The sequence below is a fragment of the Bradyrhizobium sp. WSM4873 genome (assembly GCF_055811355.1).
This window is the reverse complement of the sequence record NZ_JBVVPS010000014.1, coordinates 145,397-164,979: the sequence shown is the minus strand read 5'-3', so window position 1 is coordinate 164,979 and position 19,583 is coordinate 145,397. Positions and strand designations below refer to the sequence as shown.

Annotated in this window: 18 protein-coding genes; 7 read left to right on the top strand and 11 right to left on the bottom strand. The window is 63.6% G+C overall.

What is annotated here, in order from left to right; all coding sequences use genetic code 11:
* Window position 1: 1 nt before the first annotated feature.
* The 5 genes from AC0L21_RS20050 to AC0L21_RS20030 all read right to left on the bottom strand — a co-directional run bounded on the left by AC0L21_RS20050 (window position 2) and on the right by AC0L21_RS20030 (window position 4,779).
* Complete coding sequence (locus AC0L21_RS20050; RefSeq protein ID WP_473263543.1) at window positions 2-832, bottom strand: ABC transporter ATP-binding protein; 831 nt, start codon at window positions 830-832, stop codon at window positions 2-4.
* Window positions 833-846: 14 nt separating this feature from the next.
* Window positions 847-1,839, bottom strand: a complete 993-nt coding sequence (locus AC0L21_RS20045) for an ABC transporter substrate-binding protein (protein ID WP_473263542.1) — start codon at window positions 1,837-1,839, stop codon at window positions 847-849.
* Window positions 1,840-1,901: 62 nt separating this feature from the next.
* Window positions 1,902-2,711 carry an ABC transporter permease gene (locus tag AC0L21_RS20040; RefSeq protein WP_007593901.1) on the bottom strand — a complete coding sequence of 270 codons (810 nt, stop codon included), beginning with the start codon at window positions 2,709-2,711 and terminating at the stop codon, window positions 1,902-1,904.
* Window positions 2,712-3,039: 328 nt separating this feature from the next.
* The gene (locus AC0L21_RS20035) at window positions 3,040-3,699 is read right to left on the bottom strand and encodes a TetR family transcriptional regulator (RefSeq protein WP_473263559.1); all 660 of its coding nucleotides are present in this window, start codon (window positions 3,697-3,699) and stop codon (window positions 3,040-3,042) included.
* A gap of 231 nt (window positions 3,700-3,930) precedes the next feature.
* Entirely contained in the window at window positions 3,931-4,779 is an 849-nt protein-coding gene (locus AC0L21_RS20030) for a VOC family protein (protein ID WP_473263541.1), read from the bottom strand.
* 210 nt (window positions 4,780-4,989) lie between these two features.
* On the opposite strand from AC0L21_RS20030, the gene AC0L21_RS20025 reads away from it, so the two are divergent.
* Together AC0L21_RS20025 and AC0L21_RS20020 are read left to right on the top strand one after the other, a co-directional pair.
* Window positions 4,990-5,883 (top strand): sugar kinase, encoded by an 894-nt coding sequence (locus tag AC0L21_RS20025; protein WP_473263540.1) that lies wholly within the window; start codon window positions 4,990-4,992, stop codon window positions 5,881-5,883.
* 32 nt (window positions 5,884-5,915) lie between these two features.
* On the top strand, window positions 5,916-6,833 hold the full coding sequence (locus AC0L21_RS20020; RefSeq protein WP_473263539.1) for a ribokinase: 918 nt from the start codon (window positions 5,916-5,918) through the stop codon (window positions 6,831-6,833).
* Here AC0L21_RS20020 and AC0L21_RS20015 read toward each other — a convergent pair whose 3' ends face one another.
* Window positions 6,834-8,054 carry an NAD(P)/FAD-dependent oxidoreductase gene (locus tag AC0L21_RS20015; RefSeq protein ID WP_473263538.1) on the bottom strand — a complete coding sequence of 407 codons (1,221 nt, stop codon included), beginning with the start codon at window positions 8,052-8,054 and terminating at the stop codon, window positions 6,834-6,836.
* 227 nt (window positions 8,055-8,281) lie between these two features.
* On the opposite strand from AC0L21_RS20015, the gene AC0L21_RS20010 reads away from it, so the two are divergent.
* Window positions 8,282-9,076 carry an enoyl-CoA hydratase/isomerase family protein gene (locus tag AC0L21_RS20010; protein ID WP_473263537.1) on the top strand — a complete coding sequence of 265 codons (795 nt, stop codon included), beginning with the start codon at window positions 8,282-8,284 and terminating at the stop codon, window positions 9,074-9,076.
* A gap of 3 nt (window positions 9,077-9,079) precedes the next feature.
* On the opposite strand, the gene AC0L21_RS20005 is transcribed toward AC0L21_RS20010, so the two are convergent.
* The 4 genes from AC0L21_RS20005 to AC0L21_RS19990 form a co-directional block, all read right to left on the bottom strand.
* Window positions 9,080-10,420, bottom strand: coding sequence for a TRAP transporter large permease (locus AC0L21_RS20005; RefSeq protein ID WP_473263536.1), 1,341 nt, complete (start codon window positions 10,418-10,420; stop codon window positions 9,080-9,082).
* A complete protein-coding gene (locus AC0L21_RS20000) occupies window positions 10,417-10,998 on the bottom strand; it encodes a TRAP transporter small permease (RefSeq protein ID WP_473263535.1) in 582 nt (193 codons plus the stop codon). Before AC0L21_RS20000 ends, AC0L21_RS20005 begins: the two co-directional genes overlap by 4 nt.
* Window positions 10,999-11,169: 171 nt before the next feature.
* Window positions 11,170-12,165, bottom strand: a complete 996-nt coding sequence (locus AC0L21_RS19995) for a TRAP transporter substrate-binding protein (RefSeq protein WP_473263534.1) — start codon at window positions 12,163-12,165, stop codon at window positions 11,170-11,172.
* A gap of 62 nt (window positions 12,166-12,227) precedes the next feature.
* Window positions 12,228-13,952: an IlvD/Edd family dehydratase gene (locus tag AC0L21_RS19990; protein WP_473263533.1), complete on the bottom strand. Its 1,725-nt coding sequence runs from the start codon at window positions 13,950-13,952 to the stop codon at window positions 12,228-12,230.
* A gap of 175 nt (window positions 13,953-14,127) precedes the next feature.
* Here AC0L21_RS19990 and AC0L21_RS19985 point away from each other — a divergent pair, with 175 nt between their 5' ends.
* The 3 genes from AC0L21_RS19985 (at window position 14,128) to AC0L21_RS19975 (ending at window position 17,452) form a co-directional block, all read left to right on the top strand.
* Window positions 14,128-14,832 (top strand): GntR family transcriptional regulator, encoded by a 705-nt coding sequence (locus AC0L21_RS19985; protein ID WP_473263532.1) that lies wholly within the window; start codon window positions 14,128-14,130, stop codon window positions 14,830-14,832.
* Between the two features lie 30 nt (window positions 14,833-14,862).
* Entirely contained in the window at window positions 14,863-15,036 is a 174-nt protein-coding gene (locus AC0L21_RS19980) for a hypothetical protein (RefSeq protein ID WP_473263531.1), read from the top strand.
* Window positions 15,037-15,157: 121 nt separating this feature from the next.
* Window positions 15,158-17,452 carry a PAS domain-containing protein gene (locus AC0L21_RS19975; RefSeq protein WP_473263530.1) on the top strand — a complete coding sequence of 765 codons (2,295 nt, stop codon included), beginning with the start codon at window positions 15,158-15,160 and terminating at the stop codon, window positions 17,450-17,452.
* 126 nt (window positions 17,453-17,578) lie between these two features.
* Here AC0L21_RS19975 and AC0L21_RS19970 read toward each other — a convergent pair whose 3' ends face one another.
* Entirely contained in the window at window positions 17,579-17,992 is a 414-nt protein-coding gene (locus AC0L21_RS19970) for a hypothetical protein (RefSeq protein ID WP_473263558.1), read from the bottom strand.
* Window positions 17,993-18,281: 289 nt separating this feature from the next.
* Here AC0L21_RS19970 and AC0L21_RS19965 point away from each other — a divergent pair, with 289 nt between their 5' ends.
* The gene (locus AC0L21_RS19965) at window positions 18,282-19,553 is read left to right on the top strand and encodes an MFS transporter (protein ID WP_473263529.1); all 1,272 of its coding nucleotides are present in this window, start codon (window positions 18,282-18,284) and stop codon (window positions 19,551-19,553) included.
* The last annotated feature ends 30 nt before the right edge of the window (window positions 19,554-19,583 follow it).

Here is a 19,583-nt window from a genome sequence, read left to right as displayed (position 1 = left end):
TTTAGTCCAGCGCCCCTTGCGAGAAAAAATGCTTGCGGATCCGCTGCACCAGCTCGGTGAAAACAGGGTCGGCCATCACGTCGAGTGAGCGCGGGCGCGGCAACGGTACGTCGTAGATCGCGGCGACCGCACCGGGCCGCTCGGTCATGACCAGCACGCGGTCGGCAAGGAACACGGCCTCAGGGATCGAATGCGTGATCAGCAGCACCGTCTTCCTGGTCTCGCGCTGGATCCGCATCAACTCGACATTCATGCGCTCGCGCGTCAGCGCATCGAGCGCGCCGAACGGCTCGTCCATCAGCATGATCCTGGGATCATGCACCAGCGCGCGGCAGATCGAGGCGCGCTGCTGCATGCCGCCGGAGAGCTGCCACGGCAGCTTCTTTTCGAAGCCTTCGAGCCCGACAAGCTTCAACAGCGCCTTGGCGCGGTCGAGATATGTCTGCCGCGGCAGCCGCTTCATGTCGATCGGCAGCATCACGTTGGACAGGATGTTGCGCCATGGCAGCAGCAGCGCGTTCTGGAACACGATGCCGACATTGCCGTGCGGCGCCGTCACCTTCTCGCCCTCGACCAGGATCTCGCCCGTGGTCGGCGGCAGCAATCCCGAGATCAGCTTGAGCAGCGTGGACTTGCCGCAGCCGGATGGGCCGACCACGACGAAGAACTCGCCGTCATTGATGTGGAAGTCGAGCGGCCGCAACGACGGCACATCGCCGTCGCGCGTCCGGTAGGTCTTGGACACGCCTGACAGCTTGATGCCCGACGCATCCCCGGCAGCCCGGTCGCTCACCAGTCTCAGATGCGCGGCCGGCTGCAGGGTTTCACTCATGGTTGTCGCGGGTTTCACGAACCGCTCTTCGGCAGATAGTCGTTGGTATAGAACGCCTTCGGGTTCTCCTTGGCCTTGGCATCGAGCCCGCCATATTCGACCATCAAGTTGACGCTGTCGGTCATGTTCTGGTCGGTGACCTGGAATGGCCGCTTGCTCTTGGTCTCGGCGGTCCGGTAGAGCGGAATGGTCAGCTCAAAACCCTGCGTCAGCGTATCGATCTTGCCGCCCTTGGAGTTGGCATCGAGGATCGATTGCGCCGCGGCCTTCGGCTCCTTCTCGGCGGCCTCGACCGCCTTGGTCGTCGCCGACATGAAGCGGCGGACGAGGTCGGCATTGGCTTTCACATAATCAGTGTTGGCGATGATGCCCGAAGAGACCATGTTGATGCCGTAGTCGGCGAACTTGATTGGGTAGACGTCCTTGCCGGTGGCGTCCTTGATCTTCATCGACTGGTCCATGACGTAGCCGAGCAAGAGATCGGCCTGGCCGTTGATGACCGCGTTGAGCTTGGTCTGGCCATCGCCCGCCACCGTCTGGAAGTCGCTTTCCTTGAGGCCGGTCTTCTTCAGGAACAACGGCCAGATCTGGGTCATGGAATCGGCCGGCGTGATCGCCACCGTCTTACCTTTGATATCCTCGGGCTTCCTGATGTTCTTGTCGGCAAAACCCATGGCAGACATCGGGCTGGTCTGGAGCAGCACGCCGGTCGCAACCACTGGCGCACCCTTGATCGCGGCACGCATCATGGTGGGCACGTCGACATAGCCAAAATCGGCGGTCTTGGCGGCCACCGCCTGCGTGGTCGCGGCCGAGCCGCGGCCTTCCTGGATCTCGAGGTCGATGCCTTCGGCGGCGTAGATGCCCTTGGCCTTGCCGTAATAGAACGGCGCGTGCTCGCCATAGACGTACCAATTCAACATCAGCACGACCTTGTCGGCCGCTTGCGCCGGCATGGCCGCGAACACCATCAGCGCCGCCGAGACAGCTCCTATCCACCGCTTCATCGTCACTCTCCCTTGTCGTTGTTTTCGTCGGCCGTTGGCGGCCGTTCGTGCTTTGGTTGTTGTTAAGAGGCGAAAATCACGTCCTCGCGCTGGCTGACATGCCAGGGAATGACCAGCTTCTCGATCCGGTCCACGATCCAGAACAGGATGACGCCGAGCAGCGCGAGGATGACGAGGGCTGCGAACATCGTCGGCAGGTCGAAGGTTCCGATCGAGCGCTGCATCACATAGCCGATGCCGGAATTGGAGCCGACGAACTCGCCGACGACGGCGCCGACCACGGCGAGCGTCACCGACACTTTGAGGCCGGAGAAGATCGCGGGCAGCGCATGCGGCAGGTTCACCGCGCAAAACACCTGGAAGCGGCTGCCCTGCATGGCGCGAGCGAGATCGACCATATCCGGATCGACCGATTTGAAGCCCTGCACGGCGGAGACCACCACCGGAAAAAAGCCAAGCAGGAACGCCGAGATTACTTTCGGAATGATGCCGAAGCCGAACCACACCACGAACAGCGGCGCGATCGCGATCTTCGGCACGGATTGCGAGAACACCAGCAACGGATAGACGTAGCTCTCCACGGTCTTGGAGCCCGCGATCAGCATCGCGATGGGGATACCGAACAGCGCCGAGAGCGCGAAGCCGCAGACGGTCGCATAAGTCGTCGGCCAGGACTGGCGCAGCAGTTCCGGCCAATCGGTGCGCAGCACCGCAATGACATCGCCCGGCGAAGGGATCTGGTAGGCGGGAATCTTGAACAGCCGGATGGCGAGATCCCAGGCCACGACGATGAACACCAGGAACAAAAACGGCCGGATCCAGGCCGCATTCAGCATCTTGGACACCGCACTCTGCGGCTTCAGCTCAGCCACGTCTCACTCCCGGTCGTCTTGCTTGTTGGGCGAGAAATTAACCCGTTGGGTAAATACTGTCCAGAGGTTTTCCTGCGACGTTTTGGGCGGGGGTTCCGGCGGGTTTGGGCGGGGGGATCGCGGGCGAAACGTGCCGTCCCTCCAAACATTCGGTGTCGTCCTGGCGAAGGCCAGGACCCATAACCACAGGGTGAAGTTTGGCGAAGGCTGGTCGTTCGGGATTGGCACCACGCGCGATCGATGGATCACGCGGTATGGGTCCTGGCCTTCGCCAGGACGACGATGGAGAGGCAGATCGCGTCAAACAAGGAGACGAGCGGCAGCAGTGCTAAACCGTCTGCGCCACCGCGGCACGCGACTTCAGCGCCTTCGTCATGGCTAACAGCGCGGCCGACTGTCCCGTCAGCGCCGCCAGCACGAGGCCGACCATGTGGTCCAGCCGCTCGTCCTTGGCGTCCTTGGCCAGCAAATCGCGGCCGAAGATCACGCTGAGCGTCGCCGAGTTCGACAGATAGAAGAAGCACAGTCCCGCGATCGAGATGTAGAGCTGGACAGGATCGACCGCGACCTTGAAGTCGCCGCCGGAGACACCGCGCCGCACCACGGTGCCGATCATCTCGACGAAGGGCGAGTGCATCGACTTGACCTTGGTCGAGCGCTTCAGGTGCTTGGCGCGCGCAAGGTTCTCGGTCTGGAGCAACGACAGGAATTCGGGATTGCGCAGGAAGTAATTCCAGGTGAACTCGATCAGGCGCCTGATGGCTTCGGGCGGATCGAGATGCTCGAGATCGAGCCCGCGCTCCTCGCTGCGGATCTTGTCATAGGCGCCTTCGAGCACCGCGAGATAGAGCTCGTCCTTGTTGCCGACGTGATAATAGAGCATCCGCTTGTTGGCGCCGGCGTTGGCCGCAATCCGGTCGACGCGCGCACCGGCGAGCCCATGGGCCGAGAATTCCTGCTTGGCGGCTTCGAGAATGCGCAGCCGCATCCCCTCGGGATCGCGCTGCCATTTCAGAGTTCGCTTTGCCGCTGCTTTCGCCAAACCGGTTGCTCGCTGGGTGGTCTCAGGATGCCGTGTAACACGGGAGCGCGCGTTTGAGAAACGTGGTCATTCCGGGGCGCGCCCTCTTGGGCGCGAGCCCGGAATCCATCGTGCGACAGGGCAAGTGGAGGAATGGATTCCGGGCTCGTCGCTTCGCGACGCCCCGGAATGACTCCCTCAATCCACCGGCTTCGGCGAGCGCTCCAGCAGCACCGTCTGGATGCCGCAGGTGCCGGTCCGCACCGTCATGATCCGCGTGCCCGGCTTGCGGCCGTTGCGCACTTCGCTGACGTCGAGGCCGGCGGCGATCAGGCGGGCGCGCGTAGCATCGATGTCGGTCACCCGCCAGCTCAGGCCCCAGAGGCGGTCATGCAGGGGATCGCCGCCCGCGACGGGACGGCGGACCACCTCGACGACGAGATCGCCGCAGCGGAAGAACATCAGCTGGCCCCAATCCTGATGCGAGCGGTCGAGCGCCAGATCGAGCCCGAGCCGCGCGCCATAGAGCGCGGCGGCGCGATCGGAATCCTCGGTGGTGATCACGACGTGGTCGAGCGCATCGATCGGCCCGATATCAGTCGTCTTCGAAAGCGGGCGCCCATCAGCCAGTTCGAGGAAAAACATGCGCACGCCGCGCGTGAGCTCCGTGGCGGCGCGCGTCCGCTTCCAGTGCAAGACCGCGCCGCTCTCCGAGTCGCTGCTTTCGACCTCGGCAACCGGATCCGGCTTGAGCGCCACCCGCTCCAGCCGCCGGTGCATTTTGCTCATGTCCGCGACACGAAAGCACAGGCTGGCGAGCACGCCTTCCTGGTCGCCGAGCAGCGCGCGCATGCGGTCGGCTGTCACGCTGAAGCCGTTCGGCGCCATCAATTCGATCGTCATGTTCGCGAGAGTGAACAGCACCCGGTCGGCGCCCTCGCCCGAATTCTGCCAGGCCGGCGCGCGCCCGAGCAGCGTCTGATAGGCCGCGCTGGCCGCACCGATATCCCTGACCAGTGCGACGACGTGATCGAGGCCGGTGATCATGTTTCCCCCTATTGACCGGCCCGGAACCATGGACCGAGAGACGGCGTTTGTCCGGACTTGGCATTGCCCGGTGATGGTCGTATTCCGGCCGCATGCCGACCTCAAGCACTCCGAGCGGCGGTTTTGCGAATAATTTCAGCGGTCCCGCGGCGGAACCGGTGTTACAGTAAGCACGCCGGCCCGGACCACAAAGCGCATCACGGACAAGCAATGCAGGCTCTCTTTATCGGACAGACCTATATCGACGTCGTCTTCATTACCGACCACATGCCGACCGGCGACGAGAAGCACGTGGCCTCCGACTACGCGGTTTCCTTTGGCGGCAATGCGGTGACCGCGGCGTTCTGCTGCGCCAAGCTCGGCATCGTACCCGATCTCATCGCCACCGCGGCCAATGACTGGCTCGGCCGCATGTTCATGGACATGTGCGCGAAATATGCAATCTCGCTCCATGGGCGGAAGGTCAACCAGTCCTCGCTGTCCTTCATCATGCCGAAGGACGGCAAGCGCGCCATCGTCCGCTGCCGCGACGACGACCACATCCATCCGTTCCCGATCCTCAATCTCGGCGGCTGCCGCGCGCTGCATGTCGACGGCCATCAGCCCGATGCCGCGATCCACTACGCGAAAGTCTGCCGCGAGGCCGGCATCCTGACCTCGCTCGACGGTGGCGGCCTGCGCACCAACACGCATGAGCTATTGGAATTCATCGACGTCGCCATCGTTGCCGAGCGCCTGTGCGAGCAGATGGATCTGACGCCGGAGAAGATGCTGGACTATCTCAAGAGCCGCGGCTGCAAGATCGGCGGCATCACCATGGGCGAGAAGGGCCTGCTCTGGTACGACGAGACCGGAACGGTGCAGGTGATGCCGGCGATGCCGATTCCGCGCGAGCGCGTGATCGACACCAATGGCGCCGGCGACGTCTTTCACGGCGCCTATGTCTATTCTTATCTCGCCCATCCCGGCAAAAGCTGGCGCGAGCATTTCGATTTTGCCCGGGCAGCCTCGACCTTCAAGATCCAGCGTCTCGGCAACGAAGCCGGCCTGCCGACCCTTGTCGACATCGCCAAGGTCAGGCACGAGTTCGAGGTCAGGGTCTAGCGTTCGCCGAGATCTCTCATCCGAGGTTTTTTATGGAGCGCGTCTTCGTCGCCGGCAGCATCAACATGGACGTCGTGGCGACGGCCGATCGCCATCCCCGGGTCGGCGAGACCGTCGCCGGCAAGCAGGTGCTGTATTTTCCGGGCGGCAAGGGCGCCAACCAGGCGGTGGCGGCGTCGCGACTTGGCGCGCGGACCACGCTGATCGGCCGGCTGGGCAAGGATTCTTTCGGCGGTGAGCTGAGGACATTTCTCGGCGCGCAAGGCATCGCGCTCGATTTTGTCGGTGACACCGCCGAGGCGCATACCGGCACCGCCATCATCACGGTGGCGGAGGCCGACAACACCATCGTCGTCATTCCCGGCAGCAATGCGCTCGTCGGCGTCGACGACGTCGCGGCCGTCCCGCTGGCAAAGGGCGATGTCGCGGTCAGTCAATTCGAGATCCCGCTGCCGACGATCGCCGCGTTCTTCCGGCGGGCTCGCGACGCCGGCGCCACGACGCTGCTCAATCCGGCCCCGGCACAAACCATGTCGAGCGAGTTGCTCGCGCTCGTCGATATCCTCGTGCTGAACGAGACCGAGCTCGGTCTCCTCGCCGGCATGGAGTTGTCCGACAGCGACGAGGCCGCGCGGATCCTCGACGTCGCGCGAAAACTTCAGGCGCGCGGGGACCAGACCATCTGTGTGACGCTTGGCAAGCGCGGCGTGCTGGCACTCGCCGGACGCGAGGAGATTTCGGTGCGAGGCCGCGTGGTGAAGGCGATCGACACCACAGGCGCGGGCGATTGTATCGTGGGAGCACTCGCGGCGCAACTTGCCGACGGCGTCGACTTGCGCGCGGCCCTCGCCTTCGCCAATGCCGCCGCCTCGATCTCCGTGCAGCGCATGGGCGCGGGGCCGTCGATGCCGACGGCGGCGGAAGTCGCCGCCGTCCTCAACGCCGGCTGATCACGCCAGCGCGCCTTTCAGGTCAAAACTTTCGTCGGCGGCCTGCTCCGGCGTGATCGAGCGATCCAGGCCGAACAGGCGGCGGCCGAACATGTGGTCGCCGGCACGGTTGATCGATTCGATGCCGAGTAGACTATCGCCCTTGTAGCAGAACGCCGAGAACGCCTTGTTCGCCGGGCTGCCGCGCAGCACGACGCGGTCGTAGCCGGTCGTGAGGCCCGCGATCTGGAGCTTGTCCTCGCCCTGGTCGCTCCAGAACCAGGGATGGCTGTCATAGGCCTTGCGGTCGCCGGTGAGCCGCGCCGCGAGGCAGCGCGCGTGATCGGTGGCATTCTGCACGGATTCCAGCCGCTGCGATCCGCCGAAGCGCGGGCTCTTGAACAGCGCGCAATCGCCGATTGCCGAGATATCGGGATCGGCGGTCGCGAGATATTCGTCGACGATGATCCCGGCCGCGACCGGCAGCCCCGCCTCCGCCGCAAGCTCGATGTTCGGCAGCACGCCGACGCCGACCACGACGAGATCCGCCGGCAAATGCCTCCCGTCGCTCAAGGAGACGCCGGTGACCTTGCCGCCCTCAGCCTCGATCGCGGTCGCCTGCACGCCGAGGTGAATGCGGATGCCGGCCTCGCGATGCCGCGCCTGAAAATACTCCGAGACCTCCGCCGTCACCGCCCGCGCCATCACGCGGGGCGCGAGTTCGAGCACGTCGACCTCGAGGCCCTTGATGCGCGCGGTGGACGCGAATTCGAGGCCGATGAAGCCCGCGCCGATCACCACGACCCGCGTCTTGGACGGCATAATCTGCCGCAGCGCCTCGCTGTCGTCGAGGATCCGCAGATATTTCACGTCGGGGAGGTTCGCATTGGGCAGATCGAGGAGCCGGTTGCGCGCGCCGGTCGCCAGCACGAGGTGGCCGTAGGACCGCGTTTCGCCCGAGGCGAGCAGCACCTTGCGCCCCGCGCGGTCGATCGACACGGCGCGGCCCGCGAGCAGCTCGATGGTCTGGTCCTGGTAGAATTTCTCCGGCCGGAACATCAGGCTCTCCGGCCCGGCCGCACCCTTGATGTAGCCTTTGGAGAGCGGCGGCCGCTGATAGGGCAGATGCGCCTCGTCATTGATCAGGCAGATGGGAGCGGAAAAGCCTGCCTGACGCAGCGATGCCGCGACCTGATAGCCGCCATGGCCGGCACCGATAATGATCACCGGACCATCCGTCATCGGACAGCCCATTTCCGCAAGACACGAGCGTCACCCATGTCGTCTCCTCTCGCGCTGATTTTGGCTTGCTTGCCCAGGAGGAGCCGGCGCTCGTGTCCGTCCCTTTGGCGAAGGCTGGCCCATTTGAGCCTATCGTTCCGGCTTGCGCAAGGGCGGCTGGCGGGGATTGTCACCCCTCGCCTTCTGCGATTTAGTCGCACGAACGACCTCATGCCGGGGATTTTCCAATGACCGCTCCCGTCTCCCGACCCGATGATCCCGCCTTGCTGCGGATCGGCGGCCCGATCGCGACCATCACGCTCAACCGCCCCGCCGCGTTCAATTCGATCAATCTGGCGATTGCGCAAAAGCTCGAACAGCTCGCGGCCTACATTGAGGGCGCCGACGATATCCGGGTCGTGGTCCTCGAAGGCGAAGGCCGCGCCTTCTCAGCCGGCGGCGATCTGCAGACGATCGGTGCCGCCGCCGAAGCGGGCACGGTAACGCCTGTCGTCGGCGAGCTGTTGAAGCATTATCATGCCTTCATCGAGATCATCCGGCGCATGCCGAAAATCTCGCTGTCGAGCGTGCACGGCTCGGCGGCCGGCGCCGGCATGGGCCTCGCCTTCGTCACCGATCTCTGCATCGCCGCGGAGGATGCCAAATTCACGCCGGCCTACGCCAAGATCGGCGTGTCGCCGGATGGCGGCTCTACGGTCGGCATCGTCAACACGGTCGGCCCCCGCCGCGCGCTGCAGATTTTCCTGGCCGAGGACAATTTCACCGCGCAGCAGGCCCATGAATGGGGCCTGGTTGCGAAGGTCGTTCCCGCGGCCGAGTTGAAGGCGGCAACGCGAACCCTCGCCGAGCGTCTCGCCCAGAACCCGCCGGCCGCGATCGCCGGCACCAAATCACTGGTCTACCAAGCCGCCACGACGCCGGTGAAGCAGCAGCTCGACGCCGAGGAGCACAAGATCATCATGGCGATGAACACGGAGGAGTTTCGAACCGCCGTCAGGAAATTCACGAGCAAGAGCAAGTAGCTCTCACTGCGGACAGATGTACCCCGTCCCCGCCGGCGACTTGAAGCAGCCGACCGACTCGGGGAGCACCTGCCGCGGCAGCCACAGCACCACGCTCGGGAAGTAGATCGCGAACGCGATTGTCCCGAGGAACACCAGATAGATCGGCAACGCGGCACGTAGCGCCTTTGCGAAACTGACGCCGACGAATTTGGAGGCCATCAGCAGCACCAGGCCATAAGGCGGCGTGATCAGGCCGAAGGCGAGCGTCGCGATCAGCACCACGCCCATGTGAACGGCGTTGATGTCGCCGGCTTCCGTCAGCGTGTTGACCAGCGGCATGAAGATGATGATGGTCGGCACCGGCTCGATGAAATCGCCGACCACGGTGAAGAGCAGCACCATCAGCAGCATGATGAGATGCGGATCGTTGCCGGCGATCGAGGTGATCACCTCCGCGATGTAGCTTGCACCGCGCAAGTACGCGAGCATCCAGCCGAACGCATTGGCGGCGCCGATCGTGATCAGCGGCAGCGAGAAGATCAGGCCCGCAAGGCAGAAATCGTACGGAATTTTCCTGATATGCCCGCGATTGAGCGCGGGGATCACGACCGCGACAATCCAGACCACGGCAACGACGCCGGCTTCCGTCGGCGTGAACCAGCCAGTCAGAATGCCCCCCAACAGGATCACGGGGATCATCAGCGGCAGCGCCGCATCGCCGGCCGCGAACACCACCTGCCGCAGCGGCGCGCGCGGCTTGCGCAGGCCGGACGGGCCGAAGAAATAGCAATAGATCATCAAGCCGAAGCCGATCATCAGGCCCGGCACGACGCCTGCCATGAACAGCCCGGCGATCGAGACGTTGCCGACGGCGCCATAGACCACCGCGGTGATGCTCGGCGGCACCAGCGCCGCAATCGTCGATGCGGATGCGATGATCGCGGCGATGAAGGCGGGCTCGTAACCCTCGCGCTTCATCGGGCCGCCCAGCGCGCGGCTCATCACGGCGACGTCGGCCGTGGTCGAGCCCGACATTTCCGAGAAGAACATGCTGAAGACGACCACGACCTGCGACAGGCCGCCTCTGATATGCCCAACGAGCGACACCGAGAGGTTGGCTATCCGGACCACCACATTGGCCGAGCTCATGAGTTCGCCGACCAGCAGGAAAAAGGGGATCGCCAGCAGCGCCTCGGAATCGACGCCGTCGAAGATTTTCTGGATGATCGCGGCGAGCGAGACGTCCGACAGCAGCGCGCCGATGAAGACGCCGGCCATCAGCGAGAACGGCACGGGCACGCCGAGATAGCCGAAGGACAGGAAGCAGACCGTCATCAACGCCAGAACAATGGGTGCGCTCACGGCTGCGCCCTCATCTGCGCGTCGGTGATGACAGGCGACCCGCCATCCTCTTCGGGCGGCTCGGGGTGGTCAAAGCCGTTGCGCAGGCCGTTGACGAGCTGCTCGATGGTGAACAGGCCGACCAGCACGCCCGACAGCGGAATGATCGCGTAGAGCGAGGCGATCGGCGTGCCCGACGGCAGGCGAAAACTGCCGAAGCCGCGGAGATAGTTCTGATAGCCGTACACGATCAGGCAGAAGGCGACGCCAAGCACCACGATCCGGATGATGATCTCGACGATCAGACGCGGCGTGCCGTGCATCGCCTCGGAGATCGCGGTGAGATAGAGGTGGTCGTTGCGCCGGGTCGCAGCCGCGGTGCCGACGAAAATCGCATAGATGAACAGGGTCGAGGTCACTTCCTGGAGCCATAGCCATGGATGGCCGATGGTGCGGGTGACGATGTCGGCGGTCACCGACAGCGAGAAGCCGAAGCAGAGCACGCCGCAGAGGATCATCAGCGCGAGCTCGAGCCAGTCGAGCCCGCGCCATTTGAGGTGGCGTTGGCGTTGCACCAGCAGTTTGTCGGCGATGGCCATTAGTGTCGTCCCTGCCTAGTGCGCTACTGCGCACGGGGGCCGGGACCCATAGCCCCAGCTGCGTGTGGTCAAAGCAAGCTGGCGGCTACCCTGCCCCAAGCTCCGCCGCGGCGTTTGGGTCCCGGCTTTCGCCGGGACGACTCGTGGAGGCACGGACATTTCGCCGGCGGCCTAGTTGATCGAGCGGATCAAATCCTTGATCTTCTCGGCGTGCGGGCCGAGCTCCTTGGCGAGCTTGTCGAGATAGGGATCGGCGATCGCCGTGAAGCTCTTCTTGTCGACGTTGTCGACGATCTTCACGCCCATCTTCTTCAGCTTCTCTGCCGCGGTGCGTTCGAGGTCGAAGGCTTTCTGCGGCTCCTTGGAGCTGACCTCGTTCCCCGCTGCCTGCACCCAGCCCTTCTGCTCGGCCGACAGGCTCTGCCAGAGCTTGTCGGAGATGAAGACCAGCGCGTTGTTGGCCTCGTGCTCGGTGATGTTCAGGACCGGCGCGACCTCGTAATGCTTGTTGACGAGGTAGACGTTGATGCTGTTCTCGGCGACGTCGACCACGCCGGTCTGCAGGCTGGTATAGACGCTGCCGAACGGCATGTGCACGGTCTGGGCGCCATAGGCCGGGAACATGGTGTCCTCGGTCGCGGTCGCCTGCACCCGGATCTTCAGGCCCTTGATGTCGCCGACATTGTGGATCTCCTTCTTGGAGTACATGTGGCGCACGCCCTGCGAGCCGGTCGCGATCACATGCAGACCCTGCGTGGTCTCGTCGATCATGGTCTTGAGCGCCGCAAACACTTTTGGATCGGCCAGGCCCTTGACCACGTGGTTCTCGTCGCGGAAGAGGAAGTGCAACGACATCACGCCCGCTTGCGGCGAGATCGTCGCGGTGTTCGCCGAGGAGATGATCGCAAATTCGACGTCGCCCGCCTTCACGAGCTGGAGCACCTGCGGCTCCTGTCCGAGCTGCGCGCCCGGATATTGATCGATGATCATGGTGCCTTTGCTCAATTCCTTGAGCTTTTCGGCAAAGAGGTCGCCCGCGATGGAATAGCCGGTGTTGCGCGGCTGGTCGTAGGCAAAGCGATAATGCTTCACCTCCTGCGCCGACGCGCCCGTGACGAACAGGATCGCGGCCGTTGCCGCCAGCCCAAGCTTGGATCGTGCAATCATCGTTTCCCCCTGTTTTAACGCCCGCCGCTTGTGCGGTCTGGGCTACGCTTCCGGGTGGTTGGTCACCCTCTCTTAGTTTTCTGCTCAGTCTTCTTCCCGGTCCTCTGCATGAAATCGAAGTCGCAGCCCTCGTCGGCCTGCATGATGGTCTCGTTGAACAGCCAGGCATAGCCGCGCCGCGCCTCGTCCGGCGTAGCCGCGGGTTTCAACGCGCCGCGCCGCCGTTCCAGCTCGGCGGCATCGACCAGCAGCTCGATGCTGCGCTTGGCGACGTCGAGCCGGATCATGTCGCCGTTCTTCACCAGCGCCAGCGGCCCGCCGACGGCGGATTCCGGCGTGATGTGCAGCACGATGGTGCCGAACGCCGTGCCGCTCATGCGCGCGTCCGAAATGCGCACCATGTCCTTGGTGCCGGCGCGCGCGAGCTTCTTCGGGATCGGCAGATAGCCCGCCTCGGGCATGCCGGGCGCGCCCTTGGGGCCGGCATTGCGCAGCACCAGCACATCGTCGGCGGTGACGTCGAGATCGGGATCGTCAAGCCGCAAGGTCATGTCCTCGACGGATTCGAACACCACGGCACGGCCCGTGTGTTGCAACAGCTTTGGGCTTGCGGCGGATTGCTTGATGACCGCGCCGCGCGGGGCGAGGTTACCGTGCAGGACGGCGAGGCCGCCTTCCTTCTTGATCGGATTGTCGCGCGGGCGGATCGCGTCCTGGCCGGGCACGTCTTCCGCGTTTGCTGCGATATCTCGCAGGCTCTCGCCCGTGATCGTCTTCGCATCGAGATCAACGAGGTCGCCAAGCTGCGCCAGCAATTTCGGCACGCCGCCGGCGTGATGAAAATGCTCCATGTAATGCTCGCCCGACGGCTTGAGATCGATCAGCACGGGCACCTCGCGGCCGATCTGGTCGAACACTTCGAGATCGAGCCGGTGCGGCGAGCGATGGGCCATCGCGGTCAGATGGATCAGGCCGTTGGTTGAGCCGCCGATCGCCTGGAGCACGACCTGGGCATTCCTAAAAGATGCCGGCGTCAGCACCTCGCTCGGCTTCGGCCCCTTGGTCTTGGCCATCTCGGCGGCCACCCTGCCGCTCGCCTCGGCAAGCCGAAAGCGCTCCGCATGCGGGGCGGGAATCGTCGCGCTCATCGGCAGCGACAGGCCCATGGCCTCGATCATGCAGGCCATGGTGGAGGCCGTGCCCATCACCATGCAGGTGCCGACCGACGGCGCGAGGCGGCCGTTGACCGCCTCGATCTCGTCCATTTCGCCGGCGCGATACTTGCCCCAGAGACGGCGGCAATCGGTGCAGGCGCCCAGCACCTCGCCTTTGTGATGACCAACCACCATGGGGCCAACGGGAATGACCACCGTCGGCAGGTCGGCGCTGATTGCGGCCATCACCTGCGCCGGCAGTGTCTTGTCGCAGCCGCCGATCACGATCACCGAATCCATCGGCTGCGCGCGGATCATCTCCTCGGTGTCCATCGCCATCAGATTGCGCAGATACATCGAGGTCGGATGCGCAAAGCTCTCGGCGATCGAGATGGTCGGGAACACGAACGGCATCGCGCCCGACAGCATCACACCACGCTTGGCGGCCTCGATGATCTGCGGGACATTGCCGTGGCAGGGATTGTAGTCGCTGTATGTATTGGTGATGCCGACGATCGGGCGCTCCAGCGCGTCATCGGAATAGCCCATGGCCTTGATGAACGCCTTGCGCAGGAACAGCGAGAAGCCGGCATCGCCATAGCTCGTCAGCCCTTTGCGCAACCCACTAGTCATCATACCACTCCCATTACCGGGTCATTGTCGTACAGCCTGTCCCTTGATTGTCAATAAGACAGACGCCAAACCTGCCATTTCCGCATTGAAGTACTGGTTGGCGACCGGATTATTGACAATCCGCGCCTTCCCTGCTCCACAGGACGCACCGGCCAGGCGCCGGGAGGCCGAGGGCATGTCCGACATTCACACCGCAGACGCCATGACGGTCCGGCGCGACGATCCGGACGACATCGTCGCGCGGCTCGAGGAGGACATCATCTTCGGCCGGCTCGCGCCAGGCGCGCGCCTCACGGAAGACGCGCTGATGTCGGCTTACGGCACCTCGCGCCACTTCGTGCGCCAGGCACTGGTGGATGCCCAGCGCCGCGGCATCGTCCGCCGCGAGAAGAATGTCGGCGCCACCGTGCGGTTCTATTCGGCTGAAGAGGTCCGGCAGATCTACGAGGTCCGGGAGATGCTGACGCGGCAGGCGGCGCTGATGATCCCCCTGCCCGCACAGCAAGGCCTGATCGACGAGCTCTCAGCATTGCAGCGGCAATATTGCGCGCGAGCGGATTTGCAGGACCTGCGCGGCATCCATGAAGCCAACGACGCCTTCCACCTCGCGCTGTTCTCGGCCTGCGGAAATCCGTATCTGGTGCGCTCGCTGCAGGACTACATGAACCTGACGCTGCCGATGCGCGCCAAGAACCTTGCCGACCGAGACGGCCTCGCGCAATCACGGCGCCAGCACGAGCTGATGATCGAGCTGTTGAAGGGCCGTGACAGCTGGGCGCTGGCGCAGCTCTGCGTGGACCACATGCAGTTCAGCAAGAGAGACTACCTGGCGCGGATTGCGGGTGGCGAGGTCGAACGTCGGGACGCGCCGAATAAGTGAAAGACGTCCACTTACAGCGCTGAGATTCGTTTGGACAAAGCCGCGATTTCGGCTTCCGCCTCGCGTTCCGAACCCGATCTTGCACCTTTGGCCGAGACGGTTTCAACTGTATGTTGGCAACAAACAGCTGGCGCACTGGTTGAGTTGCTCATGCCCATGATCGACCGTACGGCGGCGCAGAGCTGCGAGAATATCGATGATTGACCTGCCTAGCGCGCAGCCGCCGGAGAGAGGCCCGCCGGTCCAGGCGCTCTTGCACAGCTGCGATTGGACCAAGTCACCGCTCGGCCCACCGCAGGGGTGGTCACCGACGCTTCGGTCAGTCGTGAGTCTGGCGATCGACTCGAAGTTTCCGATGTTCGTGGCTTGGGGCCCGGAACTCGGTTTTATTTACAACGACGCCTACGCTGAGATCCTCGCCGACAAGCATCCGGCTGCTTTCGGCGCTCGCTTCCAAGACATTTGGGCCGAGATCTGGGACGATATCTGGCCTCTGATCCAAAAAGCCATGGCTGGCGAGGCAACTTGGCAGGAGAACCTGCCGCTCATCATGAACCGGCGCGGCTACGATGAGCAGACCTGGTTTACCTTCTCATATTCGGCGGTTCGCGAGCCCACAGGCGAAGTGATGGGGATGTTCTGCGCCGTCGCGGAGACCACGGGGCAGGTGCTTGCAGAAGCGGCGCTGCGCGAAAGCGAAGCCAGGGCCGCGGCGATCACGAACTCCATCGACCAGATGATCTGGTCTACGCGACCTGATGGGTTCCACGACTTCTACAATCAGCGTTGGTACGAGTTCACCGGCGTACCGCAAGGTTCCACAGACGGCGAAGCTTGGAACGGAATGTTCCACCCGGAAGATCGAGAGGCCGCATGGTCCGCTTGGCGTCACTCCCTGGAAACCGGCGAACCGTATCAGATCGAGTATCGTCTCCGTCATCGATCCGGGCAGTATCGATGGGTGCTTGGACGTGCGCAGCCAGTGCGCGACGCCGATGGCGTGATCCTGCGTTGGTATGGGACCTGTACAGACATTGAGGACATGGTCGCCGCTCGGGAAATCCTGGCCCGATCGCGCGAACAGCTCGAACACCTTGTTCAGGAGCGCACGGAGGAGCGCAATCAGCTCTGGAGTGGGACCAACCTCTTGGTCGCGGTGGTTGCTTTCGACTCGACCATACGAGAGGTCAATCCGGCCTGGCCAGCGCTGCTCGGCTGGTCACAAGCTGAGATCGTGGGACGACCCTATACTCAGTTCATCCACCCCGACGACATCGAAGGATCGCGCCTCTGGGCCGACGAACTCGCGGCTAACGATGAATCCGGCGAATTCGAGAACCGTTACCTGTGCAAAGACGGAGCCTATCGTTGGATCGCCTGGTCGGTCACCGCCAGCAAGGGCGCTTTTCACTGTATCGGTCGTGACATCCATCGTCAGAAAGAGCAGGCCGAAGCTCTGAGAGCCGCCGAAGAAGCCCTGCGCCAGGCGCAAAAAATGGAAGCCGTCGGGCATCTCACGGGCGGCATCGCGCACGACTTCAACAACATGTTGTCGATCGTGATGGGCTCACTCGATCTTCTGAAGCGCCGAACGGTCGAGATCGACCCCCGCGCCAAGCGCTATCTCGAAGCTGCCATGGACGGAGCGCGCCGCGCTGCCTTGCTTACGCAGCGCCTCCTTGCGTTCTCCCGGCAACAGCCGTTGAAGCCCCAACCCATCGATATCAACAAGCTCGTCTCGGGGATGTCCGGGTTCATACGCGGCTCACTCGGCAGCGATGTCAGGTTAGAGACTGTGCTGGATTCAAACGTCTGGCGCATCTCAGCCGATGCAAATCAACTTGAAAATGTGCTCCTGAACCTTGCAGTGAATGCCCGCGACGCAATGCCGGAGGGCGGCCGGCTCACCATCGAAACTCACAACGCTGATTTGGACGACCGCTATCTGGCAAGCGAACCAGGCGTCTTGGCAGGGCAATATGTATTAATCGCGGTGACGGACACCGGCTCCGGCATGCCTGCGGACGTAATGGCCAAAGCCTTCGACCCGTTCTTCACCACCAAGGCTGTGGGCAAAGGCACTGGCCTAGGTCTCAGCCAGGTATACGGCTTCGTCAAACAGTCGGGCGGCCACGTCAAGATCTACTCGGAGCCCGGCGAAGGGACAACATTCAAGGTCTACCTGCCGAGGCTCGTGGATGCGACCGAGCCCGTTTTCAAGGAAAAAACAGCCGCGTTCCTGCCTACCGACGACAATCACGAACTTATACTGGTGGTCGAAGACGAGCCCGCAGTGCGCCAGTATAGTGTCGATGCATTGATTGAACTGGGCTACCGCGTGGTGGAGGCAGAAAGCGCAGAAGCGGCGCTGCAGCTTTTGGACGAAACCCCGGACGTCAGCCTGCTATTCACAGACATCGTCATGCCGGACATCAATGGGGCGAAGCTCTCTGAAGAAGCGCTTCGACGCCGAGCGGATCTGAAGGTTCTTTTCACGACGGGCTATACGCCCAACGCGATGCTCCAAAATCGTGTGGCAAGGCCCGGCGTGGCCGTGCTCAGCAAGCCTTTCACCGTCGAGGAACTCGCAGTGAAGGTGCGAGAGGTGCTGGACGGCTAGCCAGCGAGAGCGCACCGGTTCTGCGCAAGGGACTACATTGCGCCCCGCCGTCATACCCAGACGTCGCTCCCACGGGCCCACTCTCGCGCCCATTCCCGTCAGGCCACGGCAGGCCAGAACGCGCGTTCAATACCGCCTCAGCAGGCCGCGCTCCACGCTGGTATCGCCATAACCAGCGCAGGCCCCTTTCGGGTCTCTGATCAAGTCTCCACGAACACGCCTGAACGTTTTGGCGGCCGCGTCGGACACCTCGAGGCGGAATTTACCGGGATCGGGGGTCTCGCCGTCGCGGGCCTTGATGGCCGCCGCATAGGCGTCGATCATCGCCATCGCGGCATCCGTGCTGCCGAGAAGTCGGGCGCCGAGCTGGATGCTGCCCGCACCATTGACCTCGTAGCCGACGCATCGTTGTTCGAGCACCGCGGACGCGGTGACGAGCTGGTCGAGAAACGTCGCCTCGGCGTCGCTGAGCGTCGCGGCTCGCGCCGGTCCCGACATGATCAGCGCGAGCAGTACGACGGCTGGCAATTTGAATTTCATTGTCCTGACTCGCGCGGCCGTGATCGAGGCGCCAGTTGCCGAAATGCGATCGCGCAGATCGAGAACCAAATGCCAAAGGCATGGTTGACCTGGATCAATGGGCAGGGCGGCCAGGCCAAAGCTCGGCCCTTGCATGCGCTCGCTCTCAGTGAACCGAGGCACGGCGTCGAGATTGGCATCAAAACCTTTTGTCAACCCATCGAAATAGCGCGCCGTCGGAAATAGATAGGACCGGCGTCCAGCCGCGAATCGCGCGTTCTTCCCCGTATTCCCTCCCGAATGAAATGCCATGACCGAACAAACCCTGACCGAGCCGGTCGTCGAGTCGCAGGAGCGATCCCGCGGCTTTACGCGCTACCAGACGATCCTCGTTGCGCTGCTGGCACTGGTCCAGTTCACGATCATCATCGATTTCATGATCATGTCGCCGCTCGGCGCCATCATGATGCCGGCGCTCGATATTTCGGCCGCCCAGTTCGGCGTGGCGGTGTCGGCCTATGCGTTCAGCGCGGGAATTTCCGGCATCCTGGCGGCCGGCTTTGCCGATCGGTTCGATCGCAAGCGGCTGCTGTTGTTCTTCTATGCCGGCTTCACCCTTGGCACGGCGCTGTGCGCGATCGCGCCCAACTATCATCTGTTGTTGCTGGGGCGGATCGTGACGGGCCTGTTCGGCGGCGTGATCGGCTCGGTCGTGCTCGCCATCGTCACCGATCTGTTCACTCTGCAATTGCGCGGCCGCGTCATGGGTTTCGTGCAAACCGCCTTCGCCGCAAGCCAGGTGCTGGGCATCCCGGCCGGTCTTTTCCTCGCCAATCAGTGGAATTGGCACGTCGCGTTCGGCGCACTGGTCGGCCTGTCGGTGATCGGGATGGCCGCCGTGATGCTCCTGATGAAGCCGGTGAAGGGCCATCTCGGGCTGAAGCAGGATCGAAACCCGTTCCGGCATCTGATCGCAACGGTCTCGCAGCCGCGTTATTGGATGGCGTTCTCGGTGACGACCCTGCTGGCGACCGGCGGCTACATGCTGATGCCGTTCGGCAGCGCTTACACCGTGCACAATCTCGGCATCGACATCGTGCATCTGCCGACGATCTATCTCGTCTCCGGCCTGTTCAGCATTGTCATCGGCCCGCTAGTAGGACGCGCGAGCGATACTTTCGGCAAATACCCCACCTTCGTCTTCGGCAGCGCCATGTCCATCGTGATGGTGCTGATCTACACCCATCTCGGCGAGGTGAGCCTGACGGTCGCGATCCTGGTCAACGTGCTGATGTTCGTCGGCATCTTCTCCCGCATGATTCCGTCGCAGGCGCTGATTTCCGCAATCCCAGAGCCGGCGCAACGCGGCTCCTTCAGCGCGGTCGGCGCGTCGCTGCAACAGCTCTCCGGCGGGCTCGGCTCCGTGCTCGCCGCCGCGCTGATCGCGCAGGACCCCGACGGTACGCTCCGGCATTTCGACCGGTTGGGATACGTCGTCGTGACGACGGCGGTGATATCCCTGATCCTGATGTATTTCGTACAGAGGCCCATCGCGGCCCAGGCCGGCAAGCGCGTGGTCTAGGGCGTCGATTCTGACACCCTAGATTGGAAC